Below are 14,660 nucleotides of genomic sequence, written 5' to 3' on the forward strand. Positions count from 1 at the left end.
TCGGCGTCGCTTCGGCTGACCCGGGGCTGCCGGGGGTCGCTGCCGTGCCCTCGGTCCGGTCGATCAGCGGCGCTCGGGTGCGGGGTGCCGGGGTCAGCGGACGCGGCCCGTCGGCGGGGGGTGGCTATCCGCCGATGATTTGGCTGCTGCTGGGCGGGAACACGGTCGTTCGCGCGGCGGGGTTCGCCTACCCGTTCCTGGCATACCACGTGGCTGGGCGTGGGCACGCCGCGGGAGCCGTTGGTGCGGTGTTGGCCGGCTTCGGGGTGGGTTGGGCCGCGGGGCAGCTGGTGTGCGGGTGGCTGGTGGACCGGATCGGGGCCAGGGCAACGCTGGTCTCCACGATGGCGGTGGCGGCCACGGTGCTGGGGCTGATGGCCGAGGCGCGCAGCGCGCCCGCCTTGCTGATCGGGGCGGCGGTCACCGGTGTGGTCCTTGACGCGCCGCGCCCGGTCCTGGGTGCCGCGATCGCCGCGTTGATCCCAGATCCCAGGCGACGAGCGAAACTCGACGCTTGGCGCTTCGGCTGGATCGTCAGCATCGGGCGGGCGATCACCGGCGGGGTCGGCGGTCTGCTCGCCGCTTGGTTGGGCGTGCCGGTGCTGTTTTGGATCAACGGCATCGCCTGCGCGCTGCTCGCGCTGGTAGCCGCCTGCTGCGTACCGGCCCGCGCCGGGGGTCCCGCCCCGGCGGTCACCGAGACGACACACAGCGGTTGCCGCCGGGCGTTCGCCGATGCTCGGCTGGTGTTGCTGTTCGCATCGAGCTTGGCCACCCTGACCGCGGTGCGGGGCTTGTATACCACCGTGCCCATGCTGATGGCCGATAGTGGGTTGAGCGCCAGTGAATTCGGCTGGGCGCAGCTGGCCAATGCCGTTGCGGGTATTGGACTCACGCCGCTGCTGTCGCCCTGGCTTGGCCGACGAGCCGCCGCCCGGTTGCGCCCGAGGCTCGACATCCTGGCCGTAGCCGGCGGGTGGACGGCCGTCAGCATGGGGGGAGCCGCGGTCGCGCATACCACGCTCGGCTTCGCCGCGGCCACCGTCGCATGTACCCCGGGCGAGATCGCCTGGTTCGTGATCGCGGCCGGCATCGTGCACCGGATCGCACCGCCCGCCAACGGCGGGCGCTACCACGGCATCTGGTCCATGACCGTGGCGATCGCATCGGTGATCGCCCCGATCATGGCGTCGTACTGCCTCACCCACGGCGGTCATCAGGCGGTCGCCGTCGTCACGGTGACCGTCGGTTTGTTCGGTGTCGCGCTGTGCCTGCCGCTGGCGCGCGCTGTGTCGCGGCTATCCGACGAGCGACCTGAGGCTTTGCGGTGAGTGCTGACCGCAGCGGCGGGAACGTCGACCTAGCCGGTCTGCATTCGCTGCCGGCGCCGCTGCAGGACCGCGTCTTCGCCGAGGCAGAAGGTGAAGTCGCGCATGCGATCATGCACGACTTTGCCGACTGCAACCCGAATATGGCTGCTCGACATGGGATTTCGAGATGGCAGCGGCGTACCGCCCAGGGCGTGGCAGTGGTCTGCGCGATCGCGACGGTGGTAGCACCGTCGGCGTTGTTGGTGGTCTTGACGGCGCTCACCACGGGGATCGTGCTGGTGTCGTTTGCGGTCGCGATGGCCGGTCTGCGGCGAAGCAAACGGCGTGCGGCGGCCACGGCGTTGGCCGACGAGCTGCTACCCAGCTATACGGTGTTGGTTCCGGCCTACCGCGAGGAAGAAGTGATCGGTGACCTGGTCCGCTGCCTCGCCGGGTTGAACTATCCGCCGCAGCGGCTGGAAGTGCTGTTGTTGGTGGAACGTACCGACACGGCGACCCAGCAGGCCATCGCCGCAGCGCGGCCGCCGTCATACATGCGGATCGTGCCGGTGCCACCGGGGCCACCGCGCACCAAGCCGCGGTCCTGCAACGCCGGGCTGCTGGTGGCCAAGGGTGAGTTGCTGGTGGTGTTCGACGCCGAGGACCGACCGGAGCCCGATCAGCTCAGGAAGGCCGCCGCGGTGTTCGCCGCGGATTCCGGTGAGCTGGCTTGCGTTCAAGCGGCGTTGCAGACCAGCAATATTAGGACCAGCCTGCTGGCGCACTGTTTTGGCGTGGAGTACGCGCGGCGGTTCCGGCTGACGGTGCCGGGCTTGGCCGCGCTCGGGGCGCCTTTTCCGCTGGGTGGAACCAGCAATCACTTCCGCACCCGGGTGCTGCGCGAGGTGGGTGGTTGGGATGCCTGGAACGTCTCCGAGGACGCGGATCTCGGGATGCGCCTGCACGCCTTGGGCTATCGGTCCGACGTGGTGGACTCGGTCACCTACGGCGACGCCCCGGATCGGCTGCGCGACTGGATCTCCCAGCGGACCCGGTGGCACAAGGGCTTTCTGTTGACAGCGCTCGTGCACACCCGATCACCGCGTGCGACGATGCGCCGGTTCGGTCCCCGTGGCTTGTTGAGCGTTGTTGTCTTCGTTCTCGGCACGCCCCTCCAATTCCTCGCGCAGTCAATCATTTTCATCCTCGGCGTCGGTGACGCGCTTGGTTACGGTGGTCTGATCGCCACGGAAGTAGATCCCGCTGCGATCTCGGTGGTCCAACTGTCCAGCACGCTGATGTGGTTGGCAACTACCTATTTGGCGCAGTCCGAACGCCGGAGTCATCTGCGCGCGATCGCCGCGCTTCCAATGTATTGGCTGGCGCATTGGGTGGCCGCCTGGCGCGCGCTCTACCAACTGGTCACCGCGCCGTTCCTCTGGGAGAAGACGACGCATCGCGGCGCCGCGGTCGTCGAGTCGGCGGCCGAGCAGCTTCCGTTGTCGGCCGCATGAGTGGCCGCACGGCTCGATGTGTGCGTCGCAGGCATCGGGTGTGAAACCCAGGGTGATGATGCCGGCCCCGGCTCCCGGTCCTCCGATCGGGGGATGGGGTGTTCGTCACATTGTCGGACCGATCGGGGGTACTGCACGCCGTCTGAGGTCTTTACCTTGAGTGCGGTGACCACCCTGGCGGCCATCTCGGTGGAGAATCGGCCGACGAACGATCGAGTGATTGCGCGCTATCCGGCTGCGATCTGGTTGCTGCTGGGCGGGAACTTGCTGGTGCGTTCGGCGGGGTTCGCCTATCCGTTCATGGCCTATCACGTGACGGCGCGCGGCCATGCCGCTGGCGCCGTCGGCGTCGTGTTGGCGGCTTATGGCGTGGGCTGGACGGTGGGACAGCTGACGTGCGGTTGGCTGGTGGACCGCGTCGGGGCCCGGGTGACGCTGGTGGTCAGCATGTCGGTGGCGGCCGCGGTGCTGGCGCTGATGGCCGGGGCGCACAGTGTGCCGGCGCTGCTGGTTGGGGCGACGGTTGCCGGCCTGGTCTGTGACGCGCCGCGCCCCGTGCTGGCTGCCGTGATCGCGGAGTTGATTCCCGAACCGCAGCGGCGAGCACGGCTCGATGCCTGGCGCCACGGCTGGGTGCTCAACATTGGGGCGGCGATCACCGGCGGGGTCGGCATTCTGGTCGGAGGTCGGTTGGGCACCCCGGCGCTGTATGGGATCAACGCCGTCGCGTGTGCGACCCTCGCGGTGGTGGCCGCCCGGTACCTACCCGCTGAGCTGCGCCGCCCGGCGCCGGCGGCGACCGAGGCCGGATTCGGCTCAGAAACATCGAAAAATAGCTATCGGCAAGCATTCTCCGACAAGCGACTTGTCTTGCTGTTCGCATCCGGCTTGGCCACGCTGACCGCGCTGATGGGTATCTTCGCCGCCGTTCCGATGCTGATGAGCGCGTGCGGGCTCGGTGCCGCGGCATACGGTTGGGTGCAGCTGATCAACGCATTGGCGGTGGTTGCGGTTACTCCGCTGATCACGCCTTGGCTGAGCAAACGGCTAGCGGGTGGTGCAAGGCTCGACATCCTGGCGGGCGCGGGAGCGTGGATGACGGCCTGCATGGCCGCTGCTGGGCTGGCGCACACCACGTTGAGCTTCACCGCGGCCGCGGCCGCCTGTGCGCCGGGCGAGGTCGCCTGGTTTGTGGTCGCCGCCGGGATTGTGCACCGGATCGCCCCGCTCGCTAACAAGGGCCGCTACCACGGGATTTGGTCGATGACCACGGCCGCCGCGTCGGTGATCGCGCCGATCCTGGCCTCGGCCAGCCTGGCACATGGCGGACGTCCATCGGTGGCTGCCGCCACGGCGACGGTCGGACTCCTCGGCACGGCGCTGTGCCTGCCGTTGGCACGGGTTTTGAGCTGTGCCAACCAGATCCCCACGATGAGGGAACGGCCGGCGGTATGACGTGTGTCGATGAAAGCTCGGCGGCGCTGTCTGATCAGCTAGAACTGCATCGCCGGATGTGGGTGTTGCGGCTACTGGGCATGGCGATCGCAGAGCTGCGCGGCGACGACATGATCGCGGGATCACCGCCAGTGGGGTTCGGTCAGGAGGCGGTGGCAGTGGGTGCGGGTGCGGCGCTGCGCGAAGGTGATGTCGCCATCGCTACCCGTGGCCCGTACGCCGATCTTGTCGGCCTGGGCGCCCGGCTTGGCCCGACGATTGCCCCGATGATGGGCCGAATCGGTGCCGATGGTGGGTTGCCGGCTCCCGCACCTGCGGTCAAGCGATCGCCGTTGTTGGCGGTCGGCCACGCCTATCTGCAGTGGTTGGATGACGCCGGCCGGGTGACGCTCTGTGTCGTAGCGGATTCTGAGGTGGATTCCGCCGACTTCGACCAGGCCGCGAAGCTCGCCGTGTGCCGGCGGTTGCCGGTGGTCATTCTCGTGGAGGACATCCGCGGTGCGTGCAGCGCCCGGCGGAATGGGTGCGGCCGCGAGACCCGGTTGTATCGCACGGCAGCCGGTTACGGGATGCCGGGAGTATCGGTTGATGGCCATGATGTTGCGGCGGTTCGTGACCGTGTGGCCCAGGCGGTGGAACGAGCTCGCACCGGTGGTGGGCCCACGCTGATCCACGCCATCACCCATCGCACGGACCTCTGTGCACCCGACCGGGCCGACGACGGCGACCGGGACGGGCGATTCGTCGACCCCTTGATCGTCGCGCGCCGGCGGCTGATGGCCGCCGGCGCCACCCCCGCCCGCCTGAGTGAGGACGAGTGTGCGGCACGCAGACTCGTCGCTGATGCGGTGGCGGTTGCCAAGTCCGGCCCGGTTGCGTGTCCCCCGATGAGCGGATAGCGGTCCGCCGATTTTTGGCCCGATCGGCGGAGGTTCGCCTGGGTGGGCTCGTTTACCCTGCGAGGTGTGCCCGCGACGGCGACGATCACGTCGTGGATTGGGGGTTATCCATCGCCACAGCGCCGGCGAGATCTTCCACAACAAGGTGAGGAGCCCGCGGAGTGACGTGTGTTAGTGCTGGGCCGGTTTCGGTGTTGCCCGACCGGCTGGAGCTGTATCGCCGCATGTGGGTGTTGCGGCTGCTCGATGTGGCGTTGGAAGAGTTGCGTGTCGAGGGCTTGATCAAGGGGCCCATGCATGTCGGATTTGGTCAGGAGGCGGCCGGCATCGGGGCCACCGCGGCGTTGCGCAAGGGTGACGTCACCACGGCAACCCATCGCCCGCACGCCCAATATGTCGGTCTTGGGCTTCCCCTGGGCCCGACCATCGCGGAAATGATGGGCCGAGCCGACGGCCAATGCGGTGGCCGCGGTGGCCACATGCTCATCACCGATCCGGAGCACGGGTTGCTTGCTCCGTCGGGCATTGTCGGCCATTCCCTGCTGCTCGCGGTGGGCCACGCCTATTCCCAACTGCTGGCCGAAGACGGGCGGGTCACGCTGTGCGTCACCGGGGACGGCGCGGTGAACTCCGGCGCGTTCAACGAGGCCGCGAACATGGCCGCGGTCTGGCAGCTGCCGGTGGTGATCTTCGTGGAGAACAACCAGTATGCCCTGAGCGTCCGGCTGGACCAGCACGTTCGGGAGACCCAGTTGTATCGACGGGCTGCCGGCTATGGGATGCCCGGGGTGCGAGTCGACGGCAACGATGTCGAGGCGGTGTATCACGGTGTGCGCGACGCGGTGCACCGTGCGCGCGCCGGCGGCGGCCCGACCTTGGTGGAAGCCGTCACCTACCGCAACGCGCTGTTCTCGGGCTCCGATCGGGGCGGTTATCGCGATCCCGCGGAGGCCGAGCGGTGGCGAGATCCGTTGGTAGTGACCCGGCAGCGCCTGATTGATGCCGGCACCCCCATCGCGCGGGTGCGTGAGGTGGAGCGGGCGGCGCGCCGGCTGGTCGAGGACGCGGTGGCCTTCGCCAAGGCCAGTCCCTGGCCCGACCCGGCGGAACTGGTTGAGCAAGCGCGTAAATGGGACGGGAGAGCGGAGGCCGGCCGGTGGCTGCGATGACGCCGATGACATATGCCGAGGCGGTCAACGATGCGCTGCGTCAGGAGATGCGGCGCGACGAGCGGGTGGTCGTGCTCGGCGAAGACGTGGCGGCCTACGGCGGGATCTTCGGTGCCACCAAGGGATTGCTCGACGAGTTCGGTCCCCGGCGGGTGGTCGACACCCCGATCTCGGAGAACGGGATTGTCGGTGCCGCCATCGGCATGGCGATGGCGGGGCTGCGCCCGGTCGTGGAGATCATGTACAGCGATTTCCTGTGCCTGGCCCTCGACAGCCTGGCCAACGCGGCGGGGGTGTATCCCTTTGTGTCGCACGGCAAAGTCGGTGTTCCGCTGGTGGTGAGAACCCAGGGCGGTCCGGGCGGCGGCGCGGGTCCGCAGCACTCGAAATCACTTGAGCAGTGGACCGCGCACCTGCCGGGGCTCCACACCGTGATGCCAAGCGACGCCGCCGACGCGAAGGGGTTGCTGACCGCGGCGATCAGATCCGACGATCCCGTTGTGCTGTTCGAGCACAAGGGTTTGTACGCCAGCGAAGACCTGGTTCCCGAAGGGGAGCATGTTACGCCGCTCGGCACGGCACGTGTGCTCCATCACGGCAGCGACGTCACGATCATCGCCATGGCGGGAATGGTGCGCTACGCGCTCGACGCCGCGGCCAGCCTCTCGACGGCGGGCGTGCACGCCGAAGTGGTCGATGTGCGCTCACTGCGTCCGCTGGACACCGAGACGCTGGTCGCTTCGGCCCGCAAGACCGGACGCGTCGTGGTGGCCGCCGAGACCTGGCTGCGATACGGGCCCACCGCCGAGATCGCCGCGGTGATCGCCGAGGAGGCGTTCGAGGACCTGCACGCGCCGGTGGCCCGGGTCGGCGCACTGGCCGTGCCGTATCCGGCCAGCCCTCATTTGGAATCCGCGGTGCTGCGCGGCGGTGACCACATCGTGCGGGCCGCCCAGCGGCTGATGGCGACGCGACGGGCACGCGCCCGCGTCCCCGCGCGGGAGCACACATGAGCACATCCCTTGCCGGCAAGGTCGTCCTGGTCACCGGTGGCGGCAGCGGGATAGGCCGGTCCACCGCCTGCCGGTTCGCGCGTGCCGGCGCCACCGTGGTCGTCTCGGGCCGCACGCTCGAACCCCTGCGGGAAACCGTGTCACTGGTCACGGCCGAAGGCGGAACGGCCGAAGCGCTGCGGGCCAACACCGTCGACGAGGACGACGTGACCCAGCTGATCGACACCATCGTGAAACGCCATGGCGCATTGCACATCGCGTGCAACAACGCCGGGGTGCCCGGCGCCGGACGGGCCACCGACGGCTACTCGCTCGATCAGTGGAAGCACATCGTTGACACCAACCTGCAAGGCGTATGGCTGTCGATGAAGCACGAGATCGCGCACATGCGAACCAATTCCGGCGGAGCCATCGTCAACGTTGCGTCGATTGCCGGTGTCGTCGGCTACTACCACGCCGCACCCTATGCCGCCAGCAAGCACGGCGTGGTCGGCCTTACTCGCGCGGCCGCCATCGATCACGCGACCGAGGGGATCCGGGTCAACGCGGTATGCCCGGGGCCCGTCCTGACTCCGATGCTGGCCCAGGCCAAGGCGGAGCGGGGACCGCAGGCCGACGAGTTCTACCTGTCCCACATCCCGCTGGGACGGCTGGGAACACCCGAGGATGTGGCCAATGCGGTGGTCTGGCTGGCCTCCGATGAAGCCGCATACATCACCGGCCAGGCATTGGCGGTCGACGGCGGATGGACCGCCCAGTGAGCATCCACGAAAGCCGCCGCCAACACCTGGTTTTGGTGGACACCTACGGGCCGTCGGCGTCTCGGCTGGCGCCAGCGTTTCAGGCCGCCGGCTACCTGCCCATCAGGGTGCAAAGCACACCCGAGACGCCCCGGCTGTACCGCAACTGCCCCGATCCGTTCCGCTATACCTTCGAGTTCATCCACCGCGGCTCGGTGGCGGAGACGGTGAACGCTATCCTGCCGTTTCACCCGGTCGCGGTCATCGCGGGCTGCGACCATGGTGTCGAGCTGGCCGATGCGCTCAGCGAAGCCCTGCACCCGTTGACCGGCGCGCCCACCAACGGCACCGCGCTGAGCGCGGCGCGGCGCGACAAGTACCTCATGATCGAGCGGATCAAGGAATGCGGACTGCGCGGGGCTCGACAAATCACGGTGCACAGCGAAGACCAACTGTGGGAATGGCACACCCGCCTGGGTGGCATGGCCATCCTCAAACCGCTGCGCAGCGCCGCCAATGACGGGGTCAGCTGGTGTCGCACGCCCGAGGATTCCATCCGGGCTTTTCGCCGACTCAACGGCAGGACGAATGTCGTCAACCTGCCCAACGACGGTGTGGTGGCCCAGGAGTACCTGATCGGCGCGGAATACCTGGTCAACACGGTGAGTCGGGAAGGCCTGCATCACGTCTGCGACATCTGGAAAACACACCGCATCAGCGCCAACGGGGTGGCCGACCTGGTGGTGGCGTGCCACCTGTTGCCGTTCCGTGGGGAGGTCCAGGATCGGCTGGTGCCCTACGCCCTTGATGTGCTCGATGCCCTCGACATCCGTTACGGGGCAGCGCATATCGAGATCAAGATGACTCCCGACGGGCCCTGCCTGGTCGAAGTCGGTGCTCGGGTCGCAGGCCAGGACCTGCCCGGCTACACCGCCATGGCGACCGGGGAATCCCAGATTGAGTGGTTGGTGGACGCCTACACCGACCCCGACCGGTTCAGGCAACGCCATGGCCGGCCCTATGAGCTTGTCCGCAGTGTCGCCTGGGCGCTGATGGTCGCGCCGCGCAGCGGCGTGCTGGCCTGCTACCGCGGGTTGGATGCCATCAAAGCATTGGAAAGTTTTTATGAGATGCGGCTTTTGGTGCAACCCGGGCAACGGCTGCACCGCACGATCGACGACAGCACCTATCCGGTGTCGCTGACGCTGATGCACGAGGTCGACGAAATACTCCTTCGCGACCTTGCGACGCTGCGCTATCTCGACGGCGAAGGCTTCTATGAGCTCACCGATGGCCCCTAGTCCGTTCGTCCTGGAAGGTTCAACGTCGTGATCGTCGTGCTGTCCGCATGCCGTCCTCGGTTGGAAGATCACCTCACCAAACGGGGTGAGGAGATCATCGCGATAATTCCCGAAAGCATCCGTGAAGCACGGGAATCCGCTCATCCCGGGTATCCGATCCGGACCGTCGAGCACTTCGATGACTACACGACGCTCGCCGGCCTCGCGGTTGAACTCGAAGCGCTCGGCGTGACCGCGGTCGCCACCATCGACGAACCCTGCGTTCGGGCCGCCGCCTTCCTGCGAGGCTTACTGGACGTTCCCGGGCAGGACCACAACAGCGCGGTCGCGTGCACTGACAAGTGGATGATGAAGCGGCGCTTGAGCGCGGCGGGCATCCCGGTGGCCGAGCACCGACTGGTGCGAAATGCGTGGCAAATCCGCGCATTCCTCGACGAAACGGCCGCCGACATCGTCGTCAAGCCGCGCTACGGATTCGCCACCATCAACACCCATCGAGTCAGCCGGGACAACGTCGAGCAACTGGCATCGGCGGGCGCGTTCGATCCGCCGGCAGGACTTCCGGAATGGATCCACGCGACGTCTCTGGTGGCCGACATCGGACGGGTCGGCTGTCTGGCCGAGCGCTTCGTCGACGTTGTCGGCGAGTACCACTGCGAGCTGCTGCGCCACGAAGATGCGGAGGTGCACTGCCTGGCGGCCCGCTATTTCACGCCCGTGCTGTCCAACCACGCCTACGGGTCGGTGTTCTTGGACCCCGATTCCGATGAGGCGATCCGGGTATGCGAGCTGACCCGCGCGGCCGCGTCGGCGTTGGGCCTCACCCACGGATTCGGGCACTGCGAGATCTTGCGCGACCGAGACGGTAGATGGCTGTTGGGGGAGTTCGCCGCTCGGCCCGGCGGTCTGTTGATACCCCGCACCCTGCAACTCACCTACGGCGTCGACAACCTGGACCTGTTGGCCGACCAGCTCGTCGGGCGCCGACCCCGCACCGTCGCCGCGCCGCGGGGCGCGTTTGCGTGGGCGACCATCCCGGTCACCGGTTCGGGCATTATCACCGGCATGCCCGACGAAAAGGATGTGCTCAATCTGCCGGGGGTGATCGAGGCGCAGATCGTGCTGCGAAACGGGGACTCGACCGGCGATCTGCACGCCGCGCTGACGCACGCCGCCTATGTCGTGTGCCGCGGAGAGGATCCCGAGCAGGCCGAGACGTTGGCCCGACAGGTTCAGCACCGATGCCGCATCGACGTGGAGCAACAACCGCTAGTCGAGCAGGCCTTGTCGCATCGCCTCGGCGACCGCGGCGGCGCGATCGCTGACGCCGAGCTTCTCGTATAGCCGTTGCACATGGGTCTTGACCGTCGAGGGCGCCACATACAACTCGGCCGCGATCGCGGGGATGCTTTGCCCGCGGGCAATGCGATTGAGGACCTCGCGTTCGCGTGTGCTCAGCGTCGGCGCCGTAGGCGCCGCGCGCTGCCGGATCTCCCCGGCGAGGCCCCCGACCAGCGAAGGCGCCACCACGTCGCGGCCTTTGGCGCAATCGAGCACCGCCTTGACGATCTCGGTGCGCGTCGAATCTTTCAGCAGGAATCCGGCGGCACCTTGTTGCAGCGCCTGGTAGACGATCGCCGATTCGTCGTGCGCCGAGATCAGCAGCACCCGCGTCGGCAACTCGTTGCTTCGCACCGCCGCCGCGACCTGTGCCCCGTCCATCCCGGGCATGCGGTAGTCCAGCAACGCGACGTCGGGCACGTGCGCCTTGATCAACTCCAGCGCGGTCGCGCCGTCGTCGGCCTCGCCGACAACGCTCACCACGCCGCTCAACGACAGCGCACGCACAACGCCTTCGCGAAACAGCGGGTGATCATCGCCGACCACCACACGGACTTTTTCGGGCTTGGGATTGCTCATTTAGGGCCGACCATGGCGACGAGTTTAGCCGGTTGTGGCAAAGACCCGTTAACACTTGAGGGACGACACGATGGGTATGTTGACAGTTTGCTCTGAGGGACTGCCGTGCTCGCGGACGGGACGGCTTGGAAGCTTGTTGGCACTTCTCGGTGCGCCGGACAGAAGCCGGAAGGTGGATCGGTCGGGCGCGCACCCGCAATGCAGGCAAACCCGGCATCGCGACGGGCGCCGTGAGTACGGTGATCCTGTGGTGGTGACCAGCGACGTAGAACTGGATCGGGTGCGCCGGCTGCACCAGATGCGCTCCTACCGGATCGGCTCGGTGTTGCGAATTGGCGTGGTGGTGTTCATGGTCGCCGCCATGCTGGTCGGAACCCGCCGGTCCGAATGGCCCCAGCAAATTGTGCTGATTGTGATCTACGCGTTCACCGCACTGTGTGCCCTTCTGTTGGCGTTTTCGTCATTTCGGCGATGGGTGGGGCTGGGCCCATTGGACGGGATGCGCCGATTCGAGCCGTTCGCTTTCACGGCCATCGACGTGGTCGCCTTGACCGGCTTTCAGCTGCTGTCCACCGATGGGATCTATCCGCTGCTGATCATGACGTTGCTGCCGGTGCTGGTGGGTCTGGACATCTCGTCGCGACGGGCGGCGGTGGTGCTGGCCTTTACGCTCGTCGGATTCGCCGTCGCGGTGATCCAAGACCCGGTGATGGTGCGCGCGATCGGATGGCCGGAAGCGATTTTCCGGTTCGTGCTCTACACGTTTCTGAGCGCCACGGCGCTGGTGGTGGTCCGCATCGAGGAACGCCATACCCACTCGGTCGCCGGTCTGAGCGCCTTGCGGGAGGAGTTGCTTGCCCAGACGATGACGGCTTCGGAGGTCCTGCAGCGCCGGATTTCGGAATCCATTCACGATGGACCGTTGCAAGATGTGTTGGCCGCGCGTCAAGAACTGGTCGAGTTGGATACCGCCAACCCCGGCGATGAGCGGGTCGAACGTGCACTGGCCGCGCTGCACAGCGCGTCGGAACGATTGCGGCAGGCCACTTTCGAGCTGCACCCCGCCGTGCTGGAGCAGGTCGGGTTGGGCGCAGCGGTGGAGCAACTGGCCGCTTTCACCGCGAAGCGTTCGGGCATCAAGATCACCACCGACATCGACTACCCGGTCCGTAGCGACATCGACCCCATCGCGTTCGGTGTGGCTCGTGAGCTGCTGTCCAACGTGGTGCAGCATTCCCAGGCCCACAACGCCTCGGTCACCCTCGGGATCACCGATGCGAGGTGCGTCCTGAGCGTGGCGGACGACGGTGTGGGCATCCGTGGGGACACCATGGCTCGCCGCTTGGGTGAGGGACACATCGGCCTGGCGTCGCATCGGGCCCGTGTCGATGCCGCCGGTGGAACGTTCGTGTTCCTCGACTCACCGGCGGGCACCCATGTCTGCGTGGAGCTTCCGCTTCAGCGTTGACCCGACGCCGCCCGCTGGGAAGCCGGCCGTCACAGCGTGTAGTCCAGGCGGGTCATCATCCCGGCCGCGAGGTGATAGGTGTTGTGGCAGTGCATCACCCAGGTGCCCGGATTGTTGGCGACCAGGACCGCGCTGAGTTTCTGCTTCGGCAGCACGATGACGGTGTCCTTGCGAGCACCGAGGGTGCCGTCGGACTTGATCAGTTGGAAGGTGTGGCCGTGCAGGTGAATTGGGTGAAACATCATGGTGGCGTTGGCAAACGTTAGGGTTGGGCGTTGGCCTGGACGTACGTGCAACGGTGTGGTCTTGCTGTAAGGCTCGCCGTTGATCGTCCAGTCGTACTTCGCCATGGTGCCGCCCAGCACCACCGGAAGGTCGAGGTTGGGTTCGGGTCGACCCAGGTTGGCGGTGGTGGCGGCGGTGAACATCCCGACGGTTCCCACCAGTTTGGTGAGCTCGGCCGGACGAAACTGCGGGTCGGGCGGGCGACCGGCGCCGGTGGACAGCAACGCGCGCGCCAGGGCGTTTTTGCCTTCCGCGACCGCGACCAGTGGGAAGACACCGTCGGCGGCGGTCACGATGACGTCGTATCGTTCGGCCATGCCGACCAGTAGGGCGTCGACCCGGGTGGGAATCACCGGGTAGCCATCGGTGTGGGTGACCGTCATCGAATGCCCGGCCAAAGCGATGCGGAACGCGGTATCGGATGCGGCATTGATGATCCGTATCCGGATTCGCTGGCGTGGCTTGGCGCTGAACGAACTGGCGGCCACCGGAATTCGCCCGTTGATCAGATAGTACGGGTAAGCGATATCCCCGGCGTCGCCGCCGAGCAAGTCGCTGCGGCCAACTTCGCCTTCGGGCATGCCTGGCATCCCGGTCGTCGGGGTTGTCTCCGGCGCCGTGGTGGTCGCGCCTGTCGTGGTGGTCGTGGTGGTGGTGGTGGGTGCAGTCCTGGTCGTCGTGGCTTCCGGGGTGGTGGTCGGCGGGGGCAAGGTCTCGGTGCCGGGTTTGTTGGGGTTGGTCAGCTCGTCGTAGAGCTGTTGCGGGCTCTTGCCCACGCCGTCGGTCCAATCATCAAGGATGACAATCCATTCGGCGTCGTAGCGGACCGGCTCGTTCGGATCATCGACGATGACCGGTAGATACAGGCCCGTGTCGGCGTCCAGGCCGGTGTGCGGATGGGCCCAGTAGGTGCCCGGCTCGGGCACCGAGAACCGATAGGTGAAGGCCTGACCGGCCTCGATGTTCGGGGTGGCGGGCATGGCCCCGTCCATGTCGTTGCGCAGCGCGATGCCGTGCCAATGCACCGACGTCGGATGGTCGAGCCGGTTGGTCACCGTGACGACGAGCTCGTCACCGATGGTGGCCCGGATCAGCGGGCCTGGGATCGAGTGCCCGTAGGCCAGCGTGGTTGCGAGCGGCCCGCCCAGGTCGATCGTCGCCTGCTGGGGGGTCAGGTTGGCGGTGACCGTCCGTCCACTGTGCGGCCGGGCCGCCTCGGCCGCGGCAATCGCGGCGGCCATCGCGGCGGCACCCGATGGCGGGCTTTTGGATTGGCTGCACGAGGCCAGTGCGACGCCCCCGGCGATGCCGGCGAGGATGAAGCCGCGCCTGTTGAGCCGCATGGTGTTGGAGGGGCTACCGCTTGTCGGCACTGCCGGCATTGACCGCTCCTCGTCTTCGTCGATTTCGTGCCCGGCGTCTTACACCCTGCTCAGGTATGCGGTAGATGGCAACCAGGAACCTTGCCGCGCGTTCGCCGCGCGGACGTCGCCGCATTCTCTGCTGCTGGTGTGCGGTGCGCGCGGTGTACGTTCCCTGGTGTCTCAGCTGCACGCGTTCCGGTGCCGGGGATGTGTGATGTGCCT

General features: G+C 67.4%; 12 protein-coding genes. 10 read left to right on the top strand and 2 right to left on the bottom strand.

Annotated features, from left to right (window positions below):
* Positions 1 to 134 precede the first annotated feature (134 nt).
* The 9 genes from G6N20_RS20130 (at position 135) to G6N20_RS20170 (ending at position 10,745) form a co-directional block, all read left to right on the top strand.
* Positions 135 to 1,331: an MFS transporter gene (locus G6N20_RS20130; RefSeq protein ID WP_232065551.1), complete on the top strand. Its 1,197-nt coding sequence runs from the start codon at positions 135 to 137 to the stop codon at positions 1,329 to 1,331.
* Entirely contained in the window at positions 1,328 to 2,824 is a 1,497-nt protein-coding gene (locus tag G6N20_RS20135; protein ID WP_083048047.1) for a glycosyltransferase, read from the top strand. Before G6N20_RS20130 ends, G6N20_RS20135 begins: the two co-directional genes overlap by 4 nt.
* Positions 2,825 to 2,998: 174 nt before the next feature.
* A complete protein-coding gene (locus G6N20_RS20140; RefSeq protein WP_372516280.1) occupies positions 2,999 to 4,279 on the top strand; it encodes an MFS transporter in 1,281 nt (426 codons plus the stop codon).
* The gene (locus tag G6N20_RS20145) at positions 4,276 to 5,178 is read left to right on the top strand and encodes a thiamine pyrophosphate-dependent enzyme (protein WP_163663165.1); all 903 of its coding nucleotides are present in this window, start codon (positions 4,276 to 4,278) and stop codon (positions 5,176 to 5,178) included. The genes G6N20_RS20140 and G6N20_RS20145 overlap by 4 nt, the downstream gene beginning before the upstream one ends.
* A gap of 161 nt (positions 5,179 to 5,339) precedes the next feature.
* Positions 5,340 to 6,347 carry a thiamine pyrophosphate-dependent dehydrogenase E1 component subunit alpha gene (locus tag G6N20_RS20150; protein ID WP_083050085.1) on the top strand — a complete coding sequence of 336 codons (1,008 nt, stop codon included), beginning with the start codon at positions 5,340 to 5,342 and terminating at the stop codon, positions 6,345 to 6,347.
* Positions 6,348 to 6,352: 5 nt separating this feature from the next.
* Positions 6,353 to 7,360, top strand: a complete 1,008-nt coding sequence (locus tag G6N20_RS20155) for an alpha-ketoacid dehydrogenase subunit beta (RefSeq protein ID WP_232065386.1) — start codon at positions 6,353 to 6,355, stop codon at positions 7,358 to 7,360.
* Positions 7,357 to 8,121 (top strand): SDR family NAD(P)-dependent oxidoreductase, encoded by a 765-nt coding sequence (locus G6N20_RS20160; protein ID WP_083050083.1) that lies wholly within the window; start codon positions 7,357 to 7,359, stop codon positions 8,119 to 8,121. Before G6N20_RS20155 ends, G6N20_RS20160 begins: the two co-directional genes overlap by 4 nt.
* The gene (locus tag G6N20_RS20165; RefSeq protein ID WP_197745487.1) at positions 8,118 to 9,401 is read left to right on the top strand and encodes an ATP-grasp domain-containing protein; all 1,284 of its coding nucleotides are present in this window, start codon (positions 8,118 to 8,120) and stop codon (positions 9,399 to 9,401) included. The genes G6N20_RS20160 and G6N20_RS20165 overlap by 4 nt, the downstream gene beginning before the upstream one ends.
* A gap of 27 nt (positions 9,402 to 9,428) precedes the next feature.
* Complete coding sequence (locus G6N20_RS20170) at positions 9,429 to 10,745, top strand: ATP-grasp domain-containing protein (protein ID WP_083050079.1); 1,317 nt, start codon at positions 9,429 to 9,431, stop codon at positions 10,743 to 10,745.
* On the opposite strand, the gene narL is transcribed toward G6N20_RS20170, so the two are convergent.
* Positions 10,671 to 11,321: a two-component system response regulator NarL gene (narL, locus tag G6N20_RS20175; RefSeq protein WP_083050076.1), complete on the bottom strand. Its 651-nt coding sequence runs from the start codon at positions 11,319 to 11,321 to the stop codon at positions 10,671 to 10,673. The two genes, G6N20_RS20170 and narL, sit on opposite strands and share 75 nt — an antisense overlap.
* 298 nt (positions 11,322 to 11,619) lie before the next feature.
* Between narL and G6N20_RS20180 the strand changes: the two genes are divergently transcribed.
* Positions 11,620 to 12,789, top strand: coding sequence for a sensor histidine kinase (locus tag G6N20_RS20180; RefSeq protein WP_197745508.1), 1,170 nt, complete (start codon positions 11,620 to 11,622; stop codon positions 12,787 to 12,789).
* A gap of 29 nt (positions 12,790 to 12,818) precedes the next feature.
* Here the strand turns inward: G6N20_RS20180 and G6N20_RS20185 are convergent, their stop codons facing one another.
* A complete protein-coding gene (locus tag G6N20_RS20185; protein WP_083050071.1) occupies positions 12,819 to 14,456 on the bottom strand; it encodes a multicopper oxidase family protein in 1,638 nt (545 codons plus the stop codon).
* Positions 14,457 to 14,660: the final 204 nt, after the last annotated feature.

It is taken from the genome of Mycobacterium shinjukuense (assembly GCF_010730055.1).
Taxonomy (GTDB): Bacteria; Actinomycetota; Actinomycetes; order Mycobacteriales; family Mycobacteriaceae; genus Mycobacterium; species Mycobacterium shinjukuense.